The following is a 17,000-nucleotide window of genomic DNA, read 5'->3' as shown; positions in this document are numbered from 1 at the left end:
TAACGGATCTTACTTCATCCCATCGGTTGCTGGTAAACGCTATCGACCCGAACCGCCCGGGGTTTAATCGGGGCTCCTTCGCGCAGCGTAGCGACCCCTTCCACGACAATCTGATCACCGGGACGAAGTCCTTGCCGCACCACATAAAAGCGGCCGTCGTCATTTTCCATCACGTTGATGGCCACACTCTTTACCGTTCCATCTTTTTCGAGCCGGTACACAAACGTCTTTCCCTGAATTTCGTAGGTGGCTTTTTGCGGAATGACAATCGCCGAATCGACGGTGGTTGGAATACGGACCGTCCCGCTGCTGCCGCTGCGCACCAGACTATTGGGGTTGGGAAAAGTGGCCCGGACCCGGGACGACCCGGTTTCCGGATTAAAGGACCCGCTGGCGGCTTCAATTCGGCCTTTCTGGGGAAACTCCGTTCCGTTGGCCAGAATCAGCGAAACGGGCGGCATGGTCGCCAGTCGGTCGTGAATGGTGGCCCCTTTCACCCGATTGGTAAAGGCCAGTACCTGTTTTTCGTTAATGGAAAAGTAGGCATAGATTTTTCCAATGTTGGAAACCGTAGTGAGGGGCTGCGGGGTGTTGCTGTTGACCAGACTCCCAATTTTATACGGAATACTGCCGACAATGCCGTTTGCGGGACTGGTAATGAGGGTATAGCCGAGATTGGTTCGGGCATTGGCCAGCATTGCGTTCGCCTGCGCTAGGGCGGCCCGTTTGGACTGCAAATTGAATTCCGCCGACTGCAATTCGTACCGGCTGACAATGTTTTTTTCGACGAGCGGCCTGACTTTATTCACCTGCATCTGGGCCGCATTGACGTCGGCCTGAGCAATTTTTATGGTAGCTTCGGCGGTTCGGACCTCCTGTTCGTATTGGGGGGCGCTGATCCGGAATAGTGGCTGGCCACGTTTGACCGTGGCTCCTTCATCAACGAAAATCCGCTCGATATACCCGTCGATTTTCGGCCGGATTTCAATATCCTGCTGCCCTTCGATGGTGGCCGGATAATCGCTGTTCAGCGTTGTTGTCCGGGGAGTAAGGGTCAGAACCGGGTACTCCTTCGCCACATCGGCTGCTTGCCCGGCGGCCTGTTGTTTATTCCCGTCACATGAGAAAAAGCAGAGCGGGGCTGCCAATAAGGTGACCGACATGAACTGTGCTATCGAACGCATGTAAAAGGAGACAATAGGAGTGAAACCTTCGTTATTCGAGCTTAAACGGTTTACACAGAAGAGAGTAGTTCACTACTCAACGCGGGGCTACCAAAACGGCATACCACGAAAGAAATCGAAGGACACGATAAAACCAGCAGACAGAGGATACCCGTCTGCCCTTATCTGCAAATACCGTTGCCCCTTGTTGCAACCGATTTTCTCTCTGCCTGCTGGTCTCCTTTCCATACGTTAGAACGGCTGGTATTTGATAACTCTCAACCACTTTCTTTCAGGTAAGGCAACCAAGGAAGGAGAAAGTTAGGCAGTGGCCCTGATTGGTAGGAGGAAGGTGCCCGAAATTTCTTTATAACCCGTATACGTGGAGCTTGTACAAAAGGCTGTGTTTAATTGATTGGCTTCCAGTTCGGTAGAATTGTCCGGTCGAGTAGTTATAGTTCGTTTTTTTTGGCTTCTGCTACCAGAGAAAACACCAGTTTTATTTCAGTCTGGATGCGATCCACCAGTTCCTGAACGGCTTTTACATCGCTTGTTTGCAGCGTTTCCAGGGTATGAGCCAGTTGGCCCAGGTGGTTCATGCCTGCATTCCGGGCCATTCCCTTGAGCTTATGGCCGGCTGCTTTTAAGCCGTTGGAATCCAATTCTCTGGTTAGCTGGGTAAGGTCGGACGATGAGTTTGTTAACTCGGTTTCAAGAGCCTCTATTAATTCCTGCATAAACTCCGCATCGCCCTCCGTTAGCATTTTTAACATCTGGAAATCAAAATGATCCGTAGAGTCCGTGGTGGGAGCAACGTTCTGTGCGACCTCTTCCGCCGGGCTAAGCCATTTATGGAAGATGCCAAACAGCGTCTGTTCAACAATCGGTTTGGTGATGACATCATCCATTCCGACGGCCCGGCAGCGTTCCATCTCCTCCTTGACGGTCGTGGCCGTCAGGGCAATAATCGGCGTATGACTGCCCGATTCCAGTTGGCGGATTCGCTGGGTCGCTTCGTAGCCATTCATCACCGGCATCTGAATGTCCATCAGAATCAGGTCGGGCCGCTCCTGGGTATAGGCTTCCACCGCTTCCAGGCCATTGTTGGCGATTCGGAGCCTGGCATCCGGTACAATTCGGGAAATAATCGTTTTGGCCAGTAACTGGTTTACCTTGTTATCTTCGACCAGCAATACGTTCACGGAGGCCGACTGGAGTCGAATGGGTTCGGCGGCTACGACGGTATGCTTGGGCGGGAGGGTGTGGGTCAGAGAAGATACCGCCCGGTATAGCTCGGTCATTTTAACGGGCTTCAGCAAACGCTGGCTGATCGACAGGGCTTCGCAGGCTTTAATAATCCGGTGATCGTCCGATGAACTATGGAGTAAAATAATGGATTGATTTAGGGGCGATGACGGAAAGTGAGCCCGGATTTTTTCCACCGTTTCCAGACCATCCATGTAAGGCATGTGGTAATCCATCAGAATGACATCGTAGTCATCGTGCTGGCCAAGCTTTTGAAGTGCCTCAAACCCGTTATGAGCCTCCTCCACCTGAATGCTTTTCAGGCCAAACATCTGACGCAGGATCAGGCGGTTGTTTGCATTGTCATCGACAATCAGGACCTTTTTGATGAGGCTTAAATCCCGGCCCGGCAGCGGTTCACCGGCTTCCGATTCAAACCAGATGTCGAAGAAAAACCGGCTGCCCTGTCCGGGCGCACTGATCAGTTCCAGCCGGCTGCCCATCATACCCAGTAATTTATTGGAAATGGTGAGGCCCAGGCCGGTTCCGCCGTATTTTTTGGTGGTCGAAAGATCTTCCTGAGAAAAAGCCTCAAAAATACGTGACTGCATCTCCGGCTTAATGCCGATGCCGGTGTCTCTTACTTCAAACCGGTAGAGAATCAAACGCTGCGTTGGATCGGTTAAAGGACTGACTTTTAGTTCAATTTCTCCTTCTTCGGTGAATTTAACGGCATTGCTCAACAGGTTAACCAGCACCTGTTTAAGCCGCACGGAATCAACCTGAATAAACCGGGGCAGGTCGGCTGATAGGTTCAGGAGCATTTCAAGCCCCTTTTGCTGGGCCTGGTAGGTAATAATGTCAGCCGACTGCCCGCAGGTCTCATAGAGATCCACTTTTTCAATGGCGAGTTCGAGCTTACCGGCTTCAATTTTCGAGAAGTCCAGAATATCGTTGATAATGTTCAGCAGGGCATTGGCCGACTGATTGACCAGTGTCAAATACTGAAGCTGCGTTTCGTTGAGCGAGGTTTTCAGTACCAGATCCGTAAACCCGATCACGCCGTTCAAAGGTGTGCGGATTTCGTGGCTCATGTTGGCCAGAAATTCAGATTTGGCAATGCTGGCGTGTTCGGCCAGTTGCTTGGCTTTTTCCAGCTCCTGCTTCTGCAAACTGGCTTCCGTAATATCCTGGGTAAACATCACGATGCCCCCGATGGTCCCGTCATATTGATACCAGGGCCTTACTTCCCAGCGCAGGCATTGCTCCTGATCCCAGCCGGAAGGTTTCCACCACTCTTCCGCTCTCGATTTAACGGCTCCCTGTATACACTCGGTATGAATGGCTTTCCACTCCTCGGTTATGGTCGGGAAAACATCGTAATGCGACAAGCCCAGCACGCTCCCCGGTAAGCGGTAATCCTCCATCCAGCGACGGCTGACCGCAATATAACGCATCTCCCGGTCGAACATGGCCACCGCAGCCGGTGCGTGTTCCACAAAGGCGGTTAGTCTTAATTTTTCGTTAAGGAGGGTCTGCTCGGCAATTTTTCTCTCGTTAATGTCCTGAAATGTGCCATACACACGACGGCATATACCATCTTCAAATTCCGGGGTACCAATGGCGCGAACCCATACCGGTCGGCCTTTGGCCGTCACAATCTGTAATTCAATATCGTAGGTTTCTCCATAATGAAGAGCCCGGTTCAGGCACTCCTGAACCCGTTCCCGGTGAGTGCCTTTAAAAAAGACAATCGCTTTCTCCATGTTGGGAACATAGTCGCCGGGAACCTCATGGATGGCCTTGGTAACGGGCGACCAGTAAACCGTGTTTCGCAGCAGGTCAACATCCCAGATACCAATGCGGGCCACCTCATTGGTCTGGTCCAGCATCTGCTTCGTCCACTTCAGGTCCGCTTCCAGCTGATGACGGTCGGTGATATCAATGGCGTTGCTAATGACATACATCGAGCCGTCCAGATCCGTTTCGAGGGTGTTGTTAAATAAATAGGTCCGTACCGAGCCGTCCCGGTGGAGAAGATTAATTTGTCCGCTGGCTTTTCCGGTTTGGGGGATGGATTTCAGGTACGATTCCAGTCCCGGCTGCTGAGCCGGTGGTACCAGCGTACGCAAGGATTGGCCGATCAACTCCTGAGGTTCGTAGCCTAAAGCCTGGGCACCAGCCTTGCTGATGTTCAACAGGATTCCTGCCGGATCATGAATACTCATGCAGCCCTGGGAGTTCTCAAAAAAGGAGCGGAAACGGTTTTCGGAGTGAAAAAGCCGCACTTCGTTTCTCTTTTCCTCGGTCACATCCCGGCCAATGGCAAAGTGGAAGCCGGAGCCGGGTTCGGGGCTTATCACCCATTGAATGTGTCGGTAGGTACCGTCCTGACACTGGATGCGGTGCGAAAAATTAACCGTCGGTTCGCCAAGCGTTAACCGAGCCAATTCCTGGCGGGTCAGTTCAAGGTCATCCGGATGAACCAGCGCTAGAAACGAGGTTTGTAACAAACTGCTGGTGTTCCAGCCCAAAACCTTCGGAAAAGCGGGGTTTAGGCGCTGCAAGAAACCGTCGGCACTGATTACACAGATTAAATCTGCGGACTGGGAAAACAGTTTCTCCAGATACAGAAGCTCCTGCTTCTGCCGGTGATCGACAATCAGCTTGGTCGCCATTTCTCCCAACATCCGTAGGGCCTTCCGCTGGTCCGGATTCAGTTTTCTGGGCGTATGATCCAGCACACAGAGGGTTCCCAGCGCATACCCGTCGGGATCAATCAGGGGGTAGCCAGCATAGAACTGCACGTGAGGATCTTCCGTAACAAGCGGGTTGTGCTGAAAGCGCTGATCCTGGGTAGCATCTTCTACTTCCAGAATCTTATTTTCCAGGATAGTATGGTTGCAGAAAGCAATATTCCGACTGGTTTCGGTAACGCCAATCCCAACCCGTGATTTAAACCACTGACGTTGCTGGTCGAGCAGCGAAACCAGCGACATCGGCGTTTGGCAAATAACGGAAGCCAATTGCGTAAGATGATCAAAATCCTGTTCCGGTACGGTGTCCAGAATCTGGTAGCGATGCAGGGCTCTTAACCGCTCGTCTTCCTTGGGAGGTAAAGGCATTGGCTTTGTCTGATAACAGTTTCGTATGGAAAAGCTACCAAAAAAAGTACCAACATTGCTGGCAACCTTACCTTTAATAAAGTTTTTCAGGTCTGGAAATAAATGGGGACTAGTTTGGCAGTAGAAAGGCGCGGAGAACCGTATACATAACCACCGTCGGCTCGGGCGAAGTTCAGTTGAAAATTTTCCAGGCCAACAAAAAAGCACCAGCAGGGTGACCGCTGGGGCAGAAGAAACTTACTATCCTATGAAACGGTGATTCGGACGCTTTATTGTGTAACCTGAAACAGATGCATCATAATTTTTCATTTTTTTTCAGGCGTCAGTTTCCAGAAGGACGTTGAAGCCGTTAAACAATCAATTTTAAAATCCATCCGTTCCTTACAATTCCTGTCAATCACCCCGCTGGACAGCTAGGCGAGGGCTTTCCGGGCTTCGCGGTCGGGGTCGTTCACCAGCATCGGCGTGTCATCCAGAATCATCGTTTCGCCATTTTGAACTGTATACGGTTTCCAGGTTGGTAGGCCCCCTCCGTTTGGATTGCCGGTTTTTACAAAGTTCAGGAACGATTTCGCCATCTTTTCCGATAGCGCCCGGGGGCGTTTGCCTCCTCCCGTGTGGGTCAGCATCAGATCGGTATTGTAAAACCAGAAACAAATATCATTGCAGTGGAAAGCCCGCATCCGGCCATCGAACAGGGGCGGCTGCCAGCCAAACCAGGCCACATAGACGGGCGCTTTTTGCTGCGACACTTTTGCATCGGCGGTAGCAATAGCATTCTTTCGGTTAGACACAATCAGCGCCCAGATTTCAATGGGCCGCGCTTTCGGGAAGTTTTTAACATACGCATCCACGATTTCACCCGATTTCTCACCAAAGCGAGGTTTGATTTTTTCCTTCACTTCCGCCAGCGAAATGCTTTCTAACATGGCGTCGGTCCGGCTGGGGCTTTGTTCATGAAACGTCGAGCAGATCATCAGGGGAATGTCAGCCGAGAAGTGCCCCGGGTCTTTGAAAAACGGGTCCGCATTCAGTGCTACGCCGTCGGCAACCGGAGAGTAACCGCCCCGCTGAATAGAGAGCCGTTTGGCTTCGTCGGTCATTTTCTCCACCGCCCGATTCGCAATGTCGATGTACTGGCGCCAGGGAATCTGCTGGAGCTTGTCAATTTCGCCGGGTTTCAGGCCCGCTTCTTCCATTACTTTGAGCCCTAATTTTTCGGCATACTCTTTGTTAACGCCGGAAAGCGAACTGCCGCTCAGGGCCACCGCCTTATGGAATAATCCTTTCGCGGACGGCATATTCATCAGCGTTGTTACCTTGGCCCCTCCGCCGGACTGACCAATGATGGTTACGTTGCGGGGATCTCCGCCAAAGTTGGCAATGTTATTTTTAATCCATTCGAGGGCCGCTACCATGTCCAGATTCCCCACGTTGCCGGAAGCCGGATGGCCCCCGGCCGCTTTCAGGTGAGTATACCCCAGAGCGCCCAGGCGGTGATTAATTGAACAGAAAACGATGTTTCCCAGTCGGGCCAGGTTTTCGCCGTGATAGCCGTCCTGTTCAATTCCGTTACCATTCACGAATCCACCCCCATGCAGCCAGACCACGACCGGGCGTTTCTGCGTATCCGGAGCAGGTGTCCACACATTCAGTTTCAGGCAGTCCTCCGATACATCGTCGTAATTCCAGTGGTCCACAAACGATGCATAGGGATTGGCATACCGTTTTTCCATAATCTGCGGAGCCGAATTTCCCCACCAGAGGGCCGGACGAACATCCGCCCACGGAGTAGGTTTCTGAGGGGGCATAAAGCGGTTCCTACCCGAGGTGTCGGCCCCGTACGGAACCCCTAAAAAGTGATGAATGCCCCGAAGAATAAAACCACGGACTTTTCCATACTCGGTGTTGGCAATGGCAATGTTGTCGCCCACAAACAACACTTGCTCATCGTCGGCGGGTTTAACGGCTTTAGGCGGGCGCGAAGGAGCCGCAACCGATTCCTGTGAAAGACTCAAACCGGTCACGCCAACGCCCAGCGATTGTAAAAAATTCCGTCTTGAAGGCTTCATCGTATATTCGTTAGTAAAGGGTGAAGAAAAGGTGCCGCTATGTTATTGGCAAATAGCAATTTGTATAATTTATTGGAAATATATAATACAAAAAGTTATTTAAAAAGTACCGCCGGTGTGCTCGATGGATAACCTGGGTTGGCTATTCCGCTGCCGGGCCGAAACGTGCCAAAAGCCGGTTGTCGATCCGTTGGTACGGAATGATCTACTTTTCTTCACGGGTTTACGGTTACGTGGTAACCAGCAGGCCGGGCTTCTCGGTCATCAATGCGTTGATGTAACCCACGGCTAGCTGATTGGGCTGATATTGCTCAAACTCCCTGCTCAACTGCCGCGCCCGCTGGCGGTACGTATCATCTGTCCGTATTTTCGTTACCGCCCGGTATATCTGGGCCGGTTTGGGCGTTTCGGTATTGAGGTTTATACCAACCTGGTTAAACTGAACCCGGTCGGCGATGTCATCTTTCCCTTCATAAACGCCCGCAACTACAATCGGTAACTTGTGTTTAAGCGCGAGCATCACCCCCCCGTAGCCGCCGTTGGTGACATACACATTCACGTAAGGCATCACGGCGTCATAATCAATAAAGTCTTCGATCAGGAAATGGGACTGGGGGTAACGCCCGCGCAGGGCTTCGGTGCCCGATCCGCCCGTCGTGACAATAACCATTGTATCGGGGTCGTTTTTGTAGGCTTCTAGCGTTGGCACGATGATTTTCTCGACATCATTCTCAAATGTTCCCTGCGTCGCCAGCACCACGTGTTTGTAGGGAAGGGTACGCTCTGCCTGCCTAAACGGCGTTTTCTGGCCCGACCGGTGTGGCATCAGGGGCCCTACAAACCGAACGTTCGGGCTGAACTGCCGGTGCGGGTAATCGAAGCCCGGCACCCCGCTTTGCAGGTACAGATGGGCGTTCCGGAACACGGATTCAAACATAAAGCCTGACTCGGGCGGCAGGCCATATTGACCCCGGAGTTCATTGTAGAGCACGTTGCAGGGCTTCATCATCACCCGGAAGGTCAGATAAACTTTAGCCCGCTTTGCCCGGCGTACCAGCCAGCGTTTCAGCGGGAACTGATGCGGGTCGTCTGCGGGTGGGTTGGATTCGCTTTCAAACAGGGGCAGCACGCCAACGGCCACGCCTTTAATGGCGAGCAACTCCTGCACAAACAAGGCGCCCAGGCAGGCCAGATCGTACACAATCAGGTCGAAGGGCCAGTCGGCGTGGATAGCCATGAGGTCATCCACGTAGCCCGGAATCGGGTTGAGGAACGTTTGTTTGACATCGAACCGGGCGCGGCTGATGGGGTTTTTAATTTTCTTCCGTTCCGGAAACAGTTCGTCCATGTTCGTCTGGTTAATAACGCGGGCTTTTACAGTGGGGTAGTGGGGTAGCCCCAGGGCCCGGACGCGGTCGCCGTAATGCCCGCCAACATACCAGCGGACATCGTGGCCAAGCTGCTTAAGGTGAACGGCTAAACCAGTAAGAGGGCTAAAATGCCCGTCGAAGGGCACGGTTGCAAAAAGGATGCGCTGAGGGTTCATGTGTAGATGTTGTTGTTTAATTGATCGGGCTAAAATTGCCGGTAGGCGCCTGATTCCCCAACCTTTTTAACCATGAACCGTAAAAAGCGGCAGGTAAAGCAACTTTTTTCTATTTTCGTTGAACTTCAACTTCTTACGTTGTATGCACCTGATTTTACCCACTTACGATCAATGGATTTTACTGTTCGTTGGCGGCACGATGGTGATCATGGCGGCTAACCTGATCCAGTGGGTGATTCGCCGGGAACGGGTTTATGCGCTTTACAGTCTCTATATCTTCCTGTGGGTCATTGCCTTTGGTGGGGATGCGCTGGCGTTGGAACCGGCCATCATGGCGTTTGTCCGGACGGTTCCTTTCTACGTATTTTCTGTGCTGTATCTGGAACTGGCCCTGACGTTTATGAACCTGACCAGCTACCCCCGCCTGCTGCGCTGGTACCGGATCATGCAGGTTACCTGGTTGTTGTTTGCCCTGCCCGAAACGTATTTTAACCTGTTCTCGTCGCTGTGGCAAACCGGCTGGCACGCTATTGTGCTCGATATCGAACGGGGTATTGTGCTGGTTTTGACCAACCTGACCATCCTCTACACCTTCATCATGTACCTGAAGCGGACGGATGTGCTGGCCCGGTTCTTTTTTGTCGGTACTGTGGCGTTGTGGCTGGGTGAAATTTTCTCTACGGTGGTACTGAACCAGTACATTGACCAGGGGATTGAGGTTGTTGTTCGTTTGCCCTTACCCAGGCATCCGGCTTTTATCATGCAGGTGGGTATCCTGCTCGACCTGATCTGCGTGTCCCTCGGACTGTCGTACCGGCAACGGCAGCAGGCGCTCCAGCAAATCATGGCTGAACAGACACTGATTCGGGAACGCGAACAGTATCTGCGCCGGCAACTGGAAGCCGACCTCACGGTGCAGCAGCTTAAACAGCAATTTACCGAGGCTCAGATGCGAGCCTTACAAAGTCAGGTTAACCCGCATTTTCTGTTTAATTCGCTCAATACGCTTTCCGCCCTGATCGACGAAAATCCCCAACAGGCCACCGATTACGTCGATGAATTATCGAGTGTTTACCGGTACCTGCTCCGGGCAGGTGATTCGGAACTGACCTCATTAAGCGTAGAACTCAATTTCATCCGATCTTACCTGCATCTGCTTAAAACCCGGTATGGACAGAGTATCTGCACGGAAATTGCCGTAGCCGACACGTTTCAGGATGCCCTTCTTCCGCCCCTCACGCTGCAACTACTCGTCGAGAATGCCGTTAAGCATAACCGGGCGCTGCTGGAAGAACCACTGACAATCCGTATCGGCACGACGGAAGTGGGCCATCTGGTGGTCGAAAACAATATCCAGCGCCGGGCTGTGCGGGTCGAATCCAACGGGGTGGGCCTGTCCAACATCACCGACAAATACCGGCTCCTGAATCATCCAACTCCACGCATCGAAGAAGCGAATGGCTGGTTTCGGGTTACGTTACCCCTGCTGCTAACCAGTCCCGCTACGGTTCAGGAAGTTGACATGGAGTAGTGATTTGTCTGGCAGATTCTCCCTGTCTTCCCATAGATTGGCGTATTCTGACCTTGCTTTCTGTAGCCACTGGCGATAAGCAACGGGAACTCCCATTCGACAACCACGGTGTTGATGAATGGCTACGACTGGTTTTGTGTTTTGCCTGGTCAGGCAGCTAAATTAATGCCCGCTGACGGTGATTATTCTATCACTTCTACGTGAATATTTCGGGGAATTTTTGAATGAAACCTGCCCGGTATTTGTTATATTTAAGCAAGCAAATACTAACGAAATGGAACTCCAAAAATTAACGACACCCTTACAGGCAGAAGAGATTGAATGGCGGGTGCAGCAGGTAATTGAAGCGAAAAACGGCAAACCAGCCAAGCTGATTGTCGTACCATACATCACCAACCGTTCGGTCATGGAGCGATTCGATGAGCAATTTGGCTGGGCAAACTGGAGCAACGAAATCAGGGAAATTGACGGCGGTTTTCTGTGTACGATAACCGTTACCCTGCCTTCCGGTCAGGTAATCAGCAAAACCGACGGTGCCAGCCGGACGGCCATCGAACCCGTGAAAGGCGGTATTTCCGATGCCATGAAACGGGCCGCCGTGCAGTTCGGGCTTGGTCGGGGTTTATACAATTTTCCGAAGGTGTTTGTGGAAGTAGAAGGCAAATACATTCCGGAATGGGCCTATCGGCTTCTGGATGCGCTGGTCGATTCCATTAACAGCGGCAAACCGCAGCGGGATGTCATCGTTCTGAAAGAAGATCATGTCCGTCAACTGCAACGTCCTCAACCTCAGGTGCGGGCCGCAGCCTGATTCTGTTGATTTGATTCCGTTAAATTCTACGCCCGGTATTATCCGGGCTTTTTTGTATCTATAGTTGCCGGTATTCATACGTAGATTGTCCACATACGTATAGTAAGTACTTTCTGGTAATGCATTGATAGTCAATGTGTTATAAAGATTTAGTCCGTTTATTTTCCCATTAACTAATGTTGTACAGAAAGGCGCCTTAAAAAAGCAATATAATTTACTCTTCTGCGTACAAAGGGTAAAACATGATTACCCCGCACAATGAATGGAATCATAACCCCAAAGAGTAATCGATATTATGTTGTTCAGAAGGAGCCTGTTCTACTAACCGAGCAGCACCTGAGAAGTCTCTCGTCCGATGATCTCCAGCCCATCAGGCTGACCAAGCCCTGGTTGCAGGCCTTCGGCTTTCAACCCGATCCATCGGCGTATTCGTGGAGTTTTGAAAATGCGCGTCTGGTGGCAGGAATGAACTGCTGGCTGTGTATCAAGTCGCGTCGGTATATTCAGTATGTTCATGAATTGCAGGACTTGTTTGAGGAACACTTTCATGAAACCAACCTGGTTCTGACGTCGCACAGCTTTTACATCTAGCAACAGTTACCATGTTTTAAAACACAACCCCGGCACCGCCGGGGTTTATTCTGATTGTCCTACGTATGACAAATTTGGAGGGCGCGAGTTCATGCGCCGGTTCCTGTCGATCTGCGACGGGCACAAATCGGAATGCCGCCCTCATCCGAATAGAAAAAACAACTACCGGAACGGGTCAGATACACGGTATTAGATTGACTTCGAACCGATCTGCCGACGCACGTATTTTACCGGATACCGATACGTACTAGTACCGTATTTGTTGGTAAAGTATTGACAATGAGTATATAGCTGGTGTACATTTATTCTGTTAACCCGTATCGCTATGAAAACAGAAGATGCACCTGCTGCTGAAAAACTGACCGTCGGTAAAAACTATGTCCGCAACCGTGGCTTAATGGGGATTGCCCTTTTTTTAGGCTGGCTGATTTTATTTTTTATGGGGTTAAGCATCTCGTCATCGAAGCTGAAACCCCTTGATACGGATGGCCATGTCATCTGGGAGACGCTATGGTTGTACGCGCTGACGTTTACGCCGACCAATACCGCACTACTGGCGGCCCTGGCGGGTGTTATTGGGGGGCTGGCCAGTAACCTCAGTGCCATTAACGAAAAACCTCATATTGACATTGATGCGCTGGATCACGATTCGTTCGAATACCGGAGCCTGGTTTACATGACCGAACACCCAGTTGTTTCGATGTTTCGCGGGTTTCTGGCTTACCTGATCCTGGTGGCGGGTACGTACGTAGCGAGTTTTTCCGTGCCGGTCGATGCGAACGATATGTCTACGCCTATTCTCGGGATGTCGGCGGCTTCCTATTTTAAATTTGCCGTAACGGTTTCCCTGCTGTCTTATCTGGTGGGATATGATCCTACACAATTGCAGCGGTTGGTTAGCTCACTGAATGTTGGTGGAAGAAAAGCAACCGATTTTGCGGGCCATATGCGGATTAAAGACGGTCGGCGGCAACTTGAGGGCGACTTTCAGGGGAAAGCCGTTCCGGCCAGCCCGATGCCTGACTTGGCTCCGAAGGAAGAAAGTACGGTTATTGAAAAGAAAAAAAACGAGCTGAATGGCAAAGCAAAGGACTCCAAAGAACTGACAGAACCGTAGTGGACATTGGAGCTAACCCAGTTCTGAACCCGTTCGAAGCGGATAAAGCAACGCCCGTTGGCTTTCGCTCCAAAGAGCAGCCAACGGGCGTTAGTTTATTACCCCGGAAACGCTCTAATAGACTTCCATCTCCGGCTGGACATCCCGTGCCCAGCTATTAATGCCGCCCTGTAGGTTCATGAGGTTGGTAAAACCGAACTCCTTCTGAAGATAATCGATCACGTACTGGCTGCGAATACCGTGGTGGCAGTAGACGACTACCGGCCGATCAACCGGAATACGTTTGACGTTATTGGCGATGATATTGACCGGAATCAGAACCGCATTTTCCAGATGGCAGATGTTGTATTCGGGCCGTTCGCGAACGTCGAGCAGAAAAATATCTTCTTCCTTGGTCAGCCGTTCGGCCAGTTCCAGCGGGGTGATGCTCTGGCGGATTTCGGTTTTTGCGATGATACGCTGGCCTTCTTCCCAACCGTTCTGGGCGGCTGCTTCGGCATCAAGCCGTCGGCGAACCCGGATTTTCTGAAACGACATGGCCAGCAAATCCACCATCAGCAGTTCTTCGTTCAGCGAGTGGCCAATGCCCGTAATCAGTTTAATAACCTCGTTGGCCTGGTAGGTGCCAATCACGCCGGGCAGAACGCCCATAACGCCTGTGTCGGCGCAATTTGGAATTTCCATCTGATTCGGAAATTCCGGAAACAGACAGCGGTAGGTGGGGCCGCGCCGGATTTCTTCGGGCTGAAACTCCGAAGGGGCCAGCCGGGCATTCAACACCGCAACCTGGCCTTCAAAACGGTGGATGGCGCCGTAAACAAACGGCTTTCCCTGCATCACACAGACATCGTTGACCAGATAACGAACCGTAAAGTTGTCGGTACAGTCCACCACCAGATCGTATTCGTCGATGATCGTCCGGGCGTTGGAACGGTCGAGTGAATACGCGTAGGCGTTGAAGCTGATTTCTGGATTAATTTTTTTGAGTGAATTTACGGCTATGGTTGCCTTCGGTTTACCTACTTGTTCTGTAGTGTAAAGTACCTGTCTTTGCAGGTTACTAATAGCAACCGTATCGGGGTCAATAATACCAATGGTACCAACGCCAGCCGCGGTTAAATACAGCAAAACCGGGCAACCCAATCCACCGGCGCCTACCACCAGAACACGAGCCTGTTTTAACTTCAATTGTCCCTCCACGCCAATTTCTGGCAGGTTCAGGTGCTTTTCGTAGCGGGTGTATTCGGCGGGTAATAACATAGTTGATTTGTTGCTTGCTAAACTGATCTACATTTTAAACGAAAAAGCGATGCAAATTACATTTTCGTGTCGAATTTTATTTTACGCCCAATTTTGAGTAGAAATCCAGGGGAACGGGCTTGCAAACCTGGCTGCCAGATTTAACTTTGGTTCTCAAACCATTACCTTCTCGCTATGAAACAAAAACTTGCATTTACCGCCCTGACCCTGATGCTCTGGGTAACGTTCAGCGGCTTTTCGACCAAACTGACAACCGTTAGTCAGATTACGGCAGAATGGCAGCGCGCTAAAGAGTATACGAAGGAATACCTCGATGCAATGCCGGAAGAGGGCGTAAACTTCAAGCCAACACCCGAGGTCCGGAGCTTTGCCGAACAAATGCTTCACCTGGCCAACGCAAACTACAACTTTGCGTCGGGCGCTACCGGAAAAACCAATCCGATGCAGGGAAAGAAAATGGAAACCATGGAGGAGTTCAAGACCAAAGCCGGTCTGACGAAAGCCGTGATGGACAGTTATGACTTTGTGATCGATGGGGTGAAAGGACTGAGCGACGCGCAACTGGCCGAAAATGTAAAGATGGGCCCGCGCGAAATGTCCCGCGAAACGATGCTGGCCAAAGCGTTTGAACACCAGACGCACCACCGGGGACAGACAACTATTTATATCCGGATGAAAGGCATTAAGCCGCCGAACGAAAAACTGTTTTAACAAAAAAGGGCCGGCAATGCCGGCCCTTTTTTGTTATTTCTTTGCTACCGCAATCTGCAATTCGTCCAATTGCGCCGGCGAAATCGTAGCGGGCGAATCGATCATCACGTCGCGGCCCGAGTTATTTTTCGGGAAGGCAATGAAGTCGCGGATGGAGTCGGCACCGCCGAAGATAGAGCACAGCCGGTCGAAACCGAACGCGATGCCGCCGTGGGGAGGAGCGCCGTACTCGAACGCATCCAGCAAAAAGCCGAACTGCGCCTTGGCTTCTTCGGGCGTGAAACCCAGAAAATCAAACATCTTCGACTGCAACTCCCGCTGGAAAATCCGGATGGAACCCCCGCCGACTTCGGTACCGTTGATGACCATGTCGTAGGCGTTGGCCCGCACGTGACCGGGGTTGGTTTCCAGCAGCGGAATGTCTTCCGGCTTGGGCGAGGTAAACGGGTGGTGCATCGCAAACCAGCGGTTTTCGTCTTCGCCCCACTCCAGCAGCGGAAAATCCAACACCCACAGGGCACTGAACTGATTGGGATCGCGCAAACCCAGGCGGGTTCCCATTTCCAACCGCAACTCGTTTAATTGTTTCCGGGCTTTAGCCGCATCACCCGCCATAATAAGCAGCAGATCACCGGGTTCGGCCTGGAATTGCACGACCCATTGTTTCAGATCGTCTTCCGAGTAAAATTTATCAACCGATGATTTGACGGTTCCATCGGTATTGTAACGCACGTAAATCAGCCCTTTGGCGCCGATCTGCGGACGTTTCACGTATTCCGTTAATTCATCAATCTGCTTACGGGTATACTCCGCACAGCCTTTGGCGTTAATACCAATGACCAGTTCTGCCGAATCAAACACGACAAAGTTTTTGCCCGACGTCAGATCGACGGTATCGAATGCCCCTTTCAACTCGACGAACTCCATACCGAAGCGCGTATCGGGTTTGTCTGAACCGTACAGCCGCATGGCATCAGCGTAGGTCATGCGTGGCACTTCGGCCAGATCAATGCCTTTGACGGTTTTGAACAGGTGCCGAACCAGTCCTTCGAACATCTGGAGAATATCTTCCTGTGTAATAAACGACATTTCACAGTCGATCTGCGTAAACTCTGGCTGGCGGTCGGCGCGCAGGTCTTCGTCGCGGAAACACTTGACAATCTGGTAATACCGGTCAAAACCCGATACCATCAGCAGTTGCTTGAACGTCTGGGGCGATTGCGGCAGGGCGTAAAACTCGCCGGGGTTCATGCGGCTTGGTACCACAAAATCGCGGGCTCCTTCGGGCGTTGATTTGATCAGAACCGGCGTTTCTACCTCGATAAAGTCCTGGCCGTCCATGTAAATCCGCGTCTGCTGGGCCATTTTATGCCGCAGTTCGAGGTTTCTCCGAACGGGATTCCGGCGCAGGTCCAGGTACCGGTATTTCATCCGCAGGTCGTCGCCCCCGTCGGTTTCGTCTTCGATCAGGAAGGGTGGCAGCTTGGCCGGATTCAGGACTTCCAGCCCTTGCAGCCGGACCTCAATATCACCCGTGGGCAGGTTGGGGTTTTTGGATTTACGCTCGATCACTTCGCCGGTGGCTTTCACCACAAACTCACGGCCCAGCGAGCGGGCGGTCTCGATGATGGCCGGATCGGTCTGGCCTTCTTCGAGCAGCAGTTGGGTCAGGCCGTAGCGGTCGCGGAGGTCAATCCAGATCAAACCGCCTTTGTCGCGGATGCGTTGCACCCAGCCGCAGAGAATAACTTGGGTATTAACGTGTTCGATGCGGATTTCTCCGCAAGTGTGCGTTCGAAGCATACTCTTCAAAATGGTTCAATAAGCC

General features: G+C 51.7%; 11 protein-coding genes. 5 read left to right on the top strand and 6 right to left on the bottom strand.

Features of this window, described 5'->3' with window-relative positions; translation table 11 throughout:
- Positions 1 to 14 precede the first annotated feature (14 nt).
- The 4 genes from LX87_RS11795 to LX87_RS11780 form a co-directional block, all read right to left on the bottom strand.
- Positions 15 to 1,184, bottom strand: a complete 1,170-nt coding sequence (locus LX87_RS11795; RefSeq protein ID WP_229310638.1) for an efflux RND transporter periplasmic adaptor subunit — start codon at positions 1,182 to 1,184, stop codon at positions 15 to 17.
- 431 nt (positions 1,185 to 1,615) lie between these two features.
- Positions 1,616 to 5,533: a PAS domain S-box protein gene (locus LX87_RS11790; RefSeq protein ID WP_111628449.1), complete on the bottom strand. Its 3,918-nt coding sequence runs from the start codon at positions 5,531 to 5,533 to the stop codon at positions 1,616 to 1,618.
- A 413-nt stretch (positions 5,534 to 5,946) separates the two neighbouring features.
- A complete protein-coding gene (locus tag LX87_RS11785; protein ID WP_111628448.1) occupies positions 5,947 to 7,605 on the bottom strand; it encodes a carboxylesterase/lipase family protein in 1,659 nt (552 codons plus the stop codon).
- 229 nt (positions 7,606 to 7,834) lie between these two features.
- Positions 7,835 to 9,151, bottom strand: coding sequence for a glycosyltransferase (locus LX87_RS11780; RefSeq protein WP_111628447.1), 1,317 nt, complete (start codon positions 9,149 to 9,151; stop codon positions 7,835 to 7,837).
- Between the two features lie 142 nt (positions 9,152 to 9,293).
- On the opposite strand from LX87_RS11780, the gene LX87_RS11775 reads away from it, so the two are divergent.
- The 4 genes from LX87_RS11775 (at position 9,294) to LX87_RS11760 (ending at position 13,201) form a co-directional block, all read left to right on the top strand.
- Complete coding sequence (locus tag LX87_RS11775) at positions 9,294 to 10,682, top strand: sensor histidine kinase (RefSeq protein ID WP_111628446.1); 1,389 nt, start codon at positions 9,294 to 9,296, stop codon at positions 10,680 to 10,682.
- A gap of 274 nt (positions 10,683 to 10,956) precedes the next feature.
- Positions 10,957 to 11,493 carry a Rad52/Rad22 family DNA repair protein gene (locus tag LX87_RS11770; RefSeq protein WP_111628445.1) on the top strand — a complete coding sequence of 179 codons (537 nt, stop codon included), beginning with the start codon at positions 10,957 to 10,959 and terminating at the stop codon, positions 11,491 to 11,493.
- Between the two features lie 258 nt (positions 11,494 to 11,751).
- Positions 11,752 to 12,084: a hypothetical protein gene (locus LX87_RS11765; protein ID WP_111628444.1), complete on the top strand. Its 333-nt coding sequence runs from the start codon at positions 11,752 to 11,754 to the stop codon at positions 12,082 to 12,084.
- 325 nt (positions 12,085 to 12,409) lie between these two features.
- Positions 12,410 to 13,201 (top strand): hypothetical protein, encoded by a 792-nt coding sequence (locus tag LX87_RS11760; RefSeq protein ID WP_111628443.1) that lies wholly within the window; start codon positions 12,410 to 12,412, stop codon positions 13,199 to 13,201.
- 114 nt (positions 13,202 to 13,315) lie between these two features.
- Here the strand turns inward: LX87_RS11760 and moeB are convergent, their stop codons facing one another.
- A complete protein-coding gene (gene moeB, locus LX87_RS11755) occupies positions 13,316 to 14,461 on the bottom strand; it encodes a molybdopterin-synthase adenylyltransferase MoeB (RefSeq protein WP_111628442.1) in 1,146 nt (381 codons plus the stop codon).
- Positions 14,462 to 14,635: 174 nt separating this feature from the next.
- On the opposite strand from moeB, the gene LX87_RS11750 reads away from it, so the two are divergent.
- Complete coding sequence (locus LX87_RS11750; protein ID WP_111628441.1) at positions 14,636 to 15,172, top strand: DinB family protein; 537 nt, start codon at positions 14,636 to 14,638, stop codon at positions 15,170 to 15,172.
- Positions 15,173 to 15,205: 33 nt separating this feature from the next.
- Here LX87_RS11750 and aspS read toward each other — a convergent pair whose 3' ends face one another.
- On the bottom strand, positions 15,206 to 16,975 hold the full coding sequence (aspS, locus tag LX87_RS11745) for an aspartate--tRNA ligase (RefSeq protein WP_111628440.1): 1,770 nt from the start codon (positions 16,973 to 16,975) through the stop codon (positions 15,206 to 15,208).
- Between the last annotated feature and the right edge of the window lie 25 nt (positions 16,976 to 17,000).

Origin of the sequence: Larkinella arboricola, assembly GCF_003259745.1 — a bacterium.
GTDB classification, from domain to species: domain Bacteria; phylum Bacteroidota; class Bacteroidia; order Cytophagales; family Spirosomataceae; genus Larkinella; species Larkinella arboricola.
This window is presented reverse-complemented; position numbering and strand designations above follow the sequence as displayed.

What these genes read in the sequence shown, in the direction of transcription:
- LX87_RS11795 (WP_229310638.1), bottom strand. Translation starts at nt 1,184, where the DNA reads ATGCGTTCGATAGCACAGTTCATGTCGGTCACCTTATTGGCAGCCCCG.
- LX87_RS11790 (WP_111628449.1), bottom strand. Translation starts at nt 5,533, where the DNA reads ATGCCTTTACCTCCCAAGGAAGACGAGCGGTTAAGAGCCCTGCATCGC.
- LX87_RS11785 (WP_111628448.1), bottom strand. Translation starts at nt 7,605, where the DNA reads ATGAAGCCTTCAAGACGGAATTTTTTACAATCGCTGGGCGTTGGCGTG.
- LX87_RS11780 (WP_111628447.1), bottom strand. Translation starts at nt 9,151, where the DNA reads ATGAACCCTCAGCGCATCCTTTTTGCAACCGTGCCCTTCGACGGGCAT.
- LX87_RS11775 (WP_111628446.1), top strand. Translation starts at nt 9,294, where the DNA reads ATGCACCTGATTTTACCCACTTACGATCAATGGATTTTACTGTTCGTT.
- LX87_RS11770 (WP_111628445.1), top strand. Translation starts at nt 10,957, where the DNA reads ATGGAACTCCAAAAATTAACGACACCCTTACAGGCAGAAGAGATTGAA.
- LX87_RS11765 (WP_111628444.1), top strand. Translation starts at nt 11,752, where the DNA reads ATGAATGGAATCATAACCCCAAAGAGTAATCGATATTATGTTGTTCAG.
- LX87_RS11760 (WP_111628443.1), top strand. Translation starts at nt 12,410, where the DNA reads ATGAAAACAGAAGATGCACCTGCTGCTGAAAAACTGACCGTCGGTAAA.
- moeB (WP_111628442.1), bottom strand. Translation starts at nt 14,461, where the DNA reads ATGTTATTACCCGCCGAATACACCCGCTACGAAAAGCACCTGAACCTG.
- LX87_RS11750 (WP_111628441.1), top strand. Translation starts at nt 14,636, where the DNA reads ATGAAACAAAAACTTGCATTTACCGCCCTGACCCTGATGCTCTGGGTA.
- aspS (WP_111628440.1), bottom strand. Translation starts at nt 16,975, where the DNA reads ATGCTTCGAACGCACACTTGCGGAGAAATCCGCATCGAACACGTTAAT.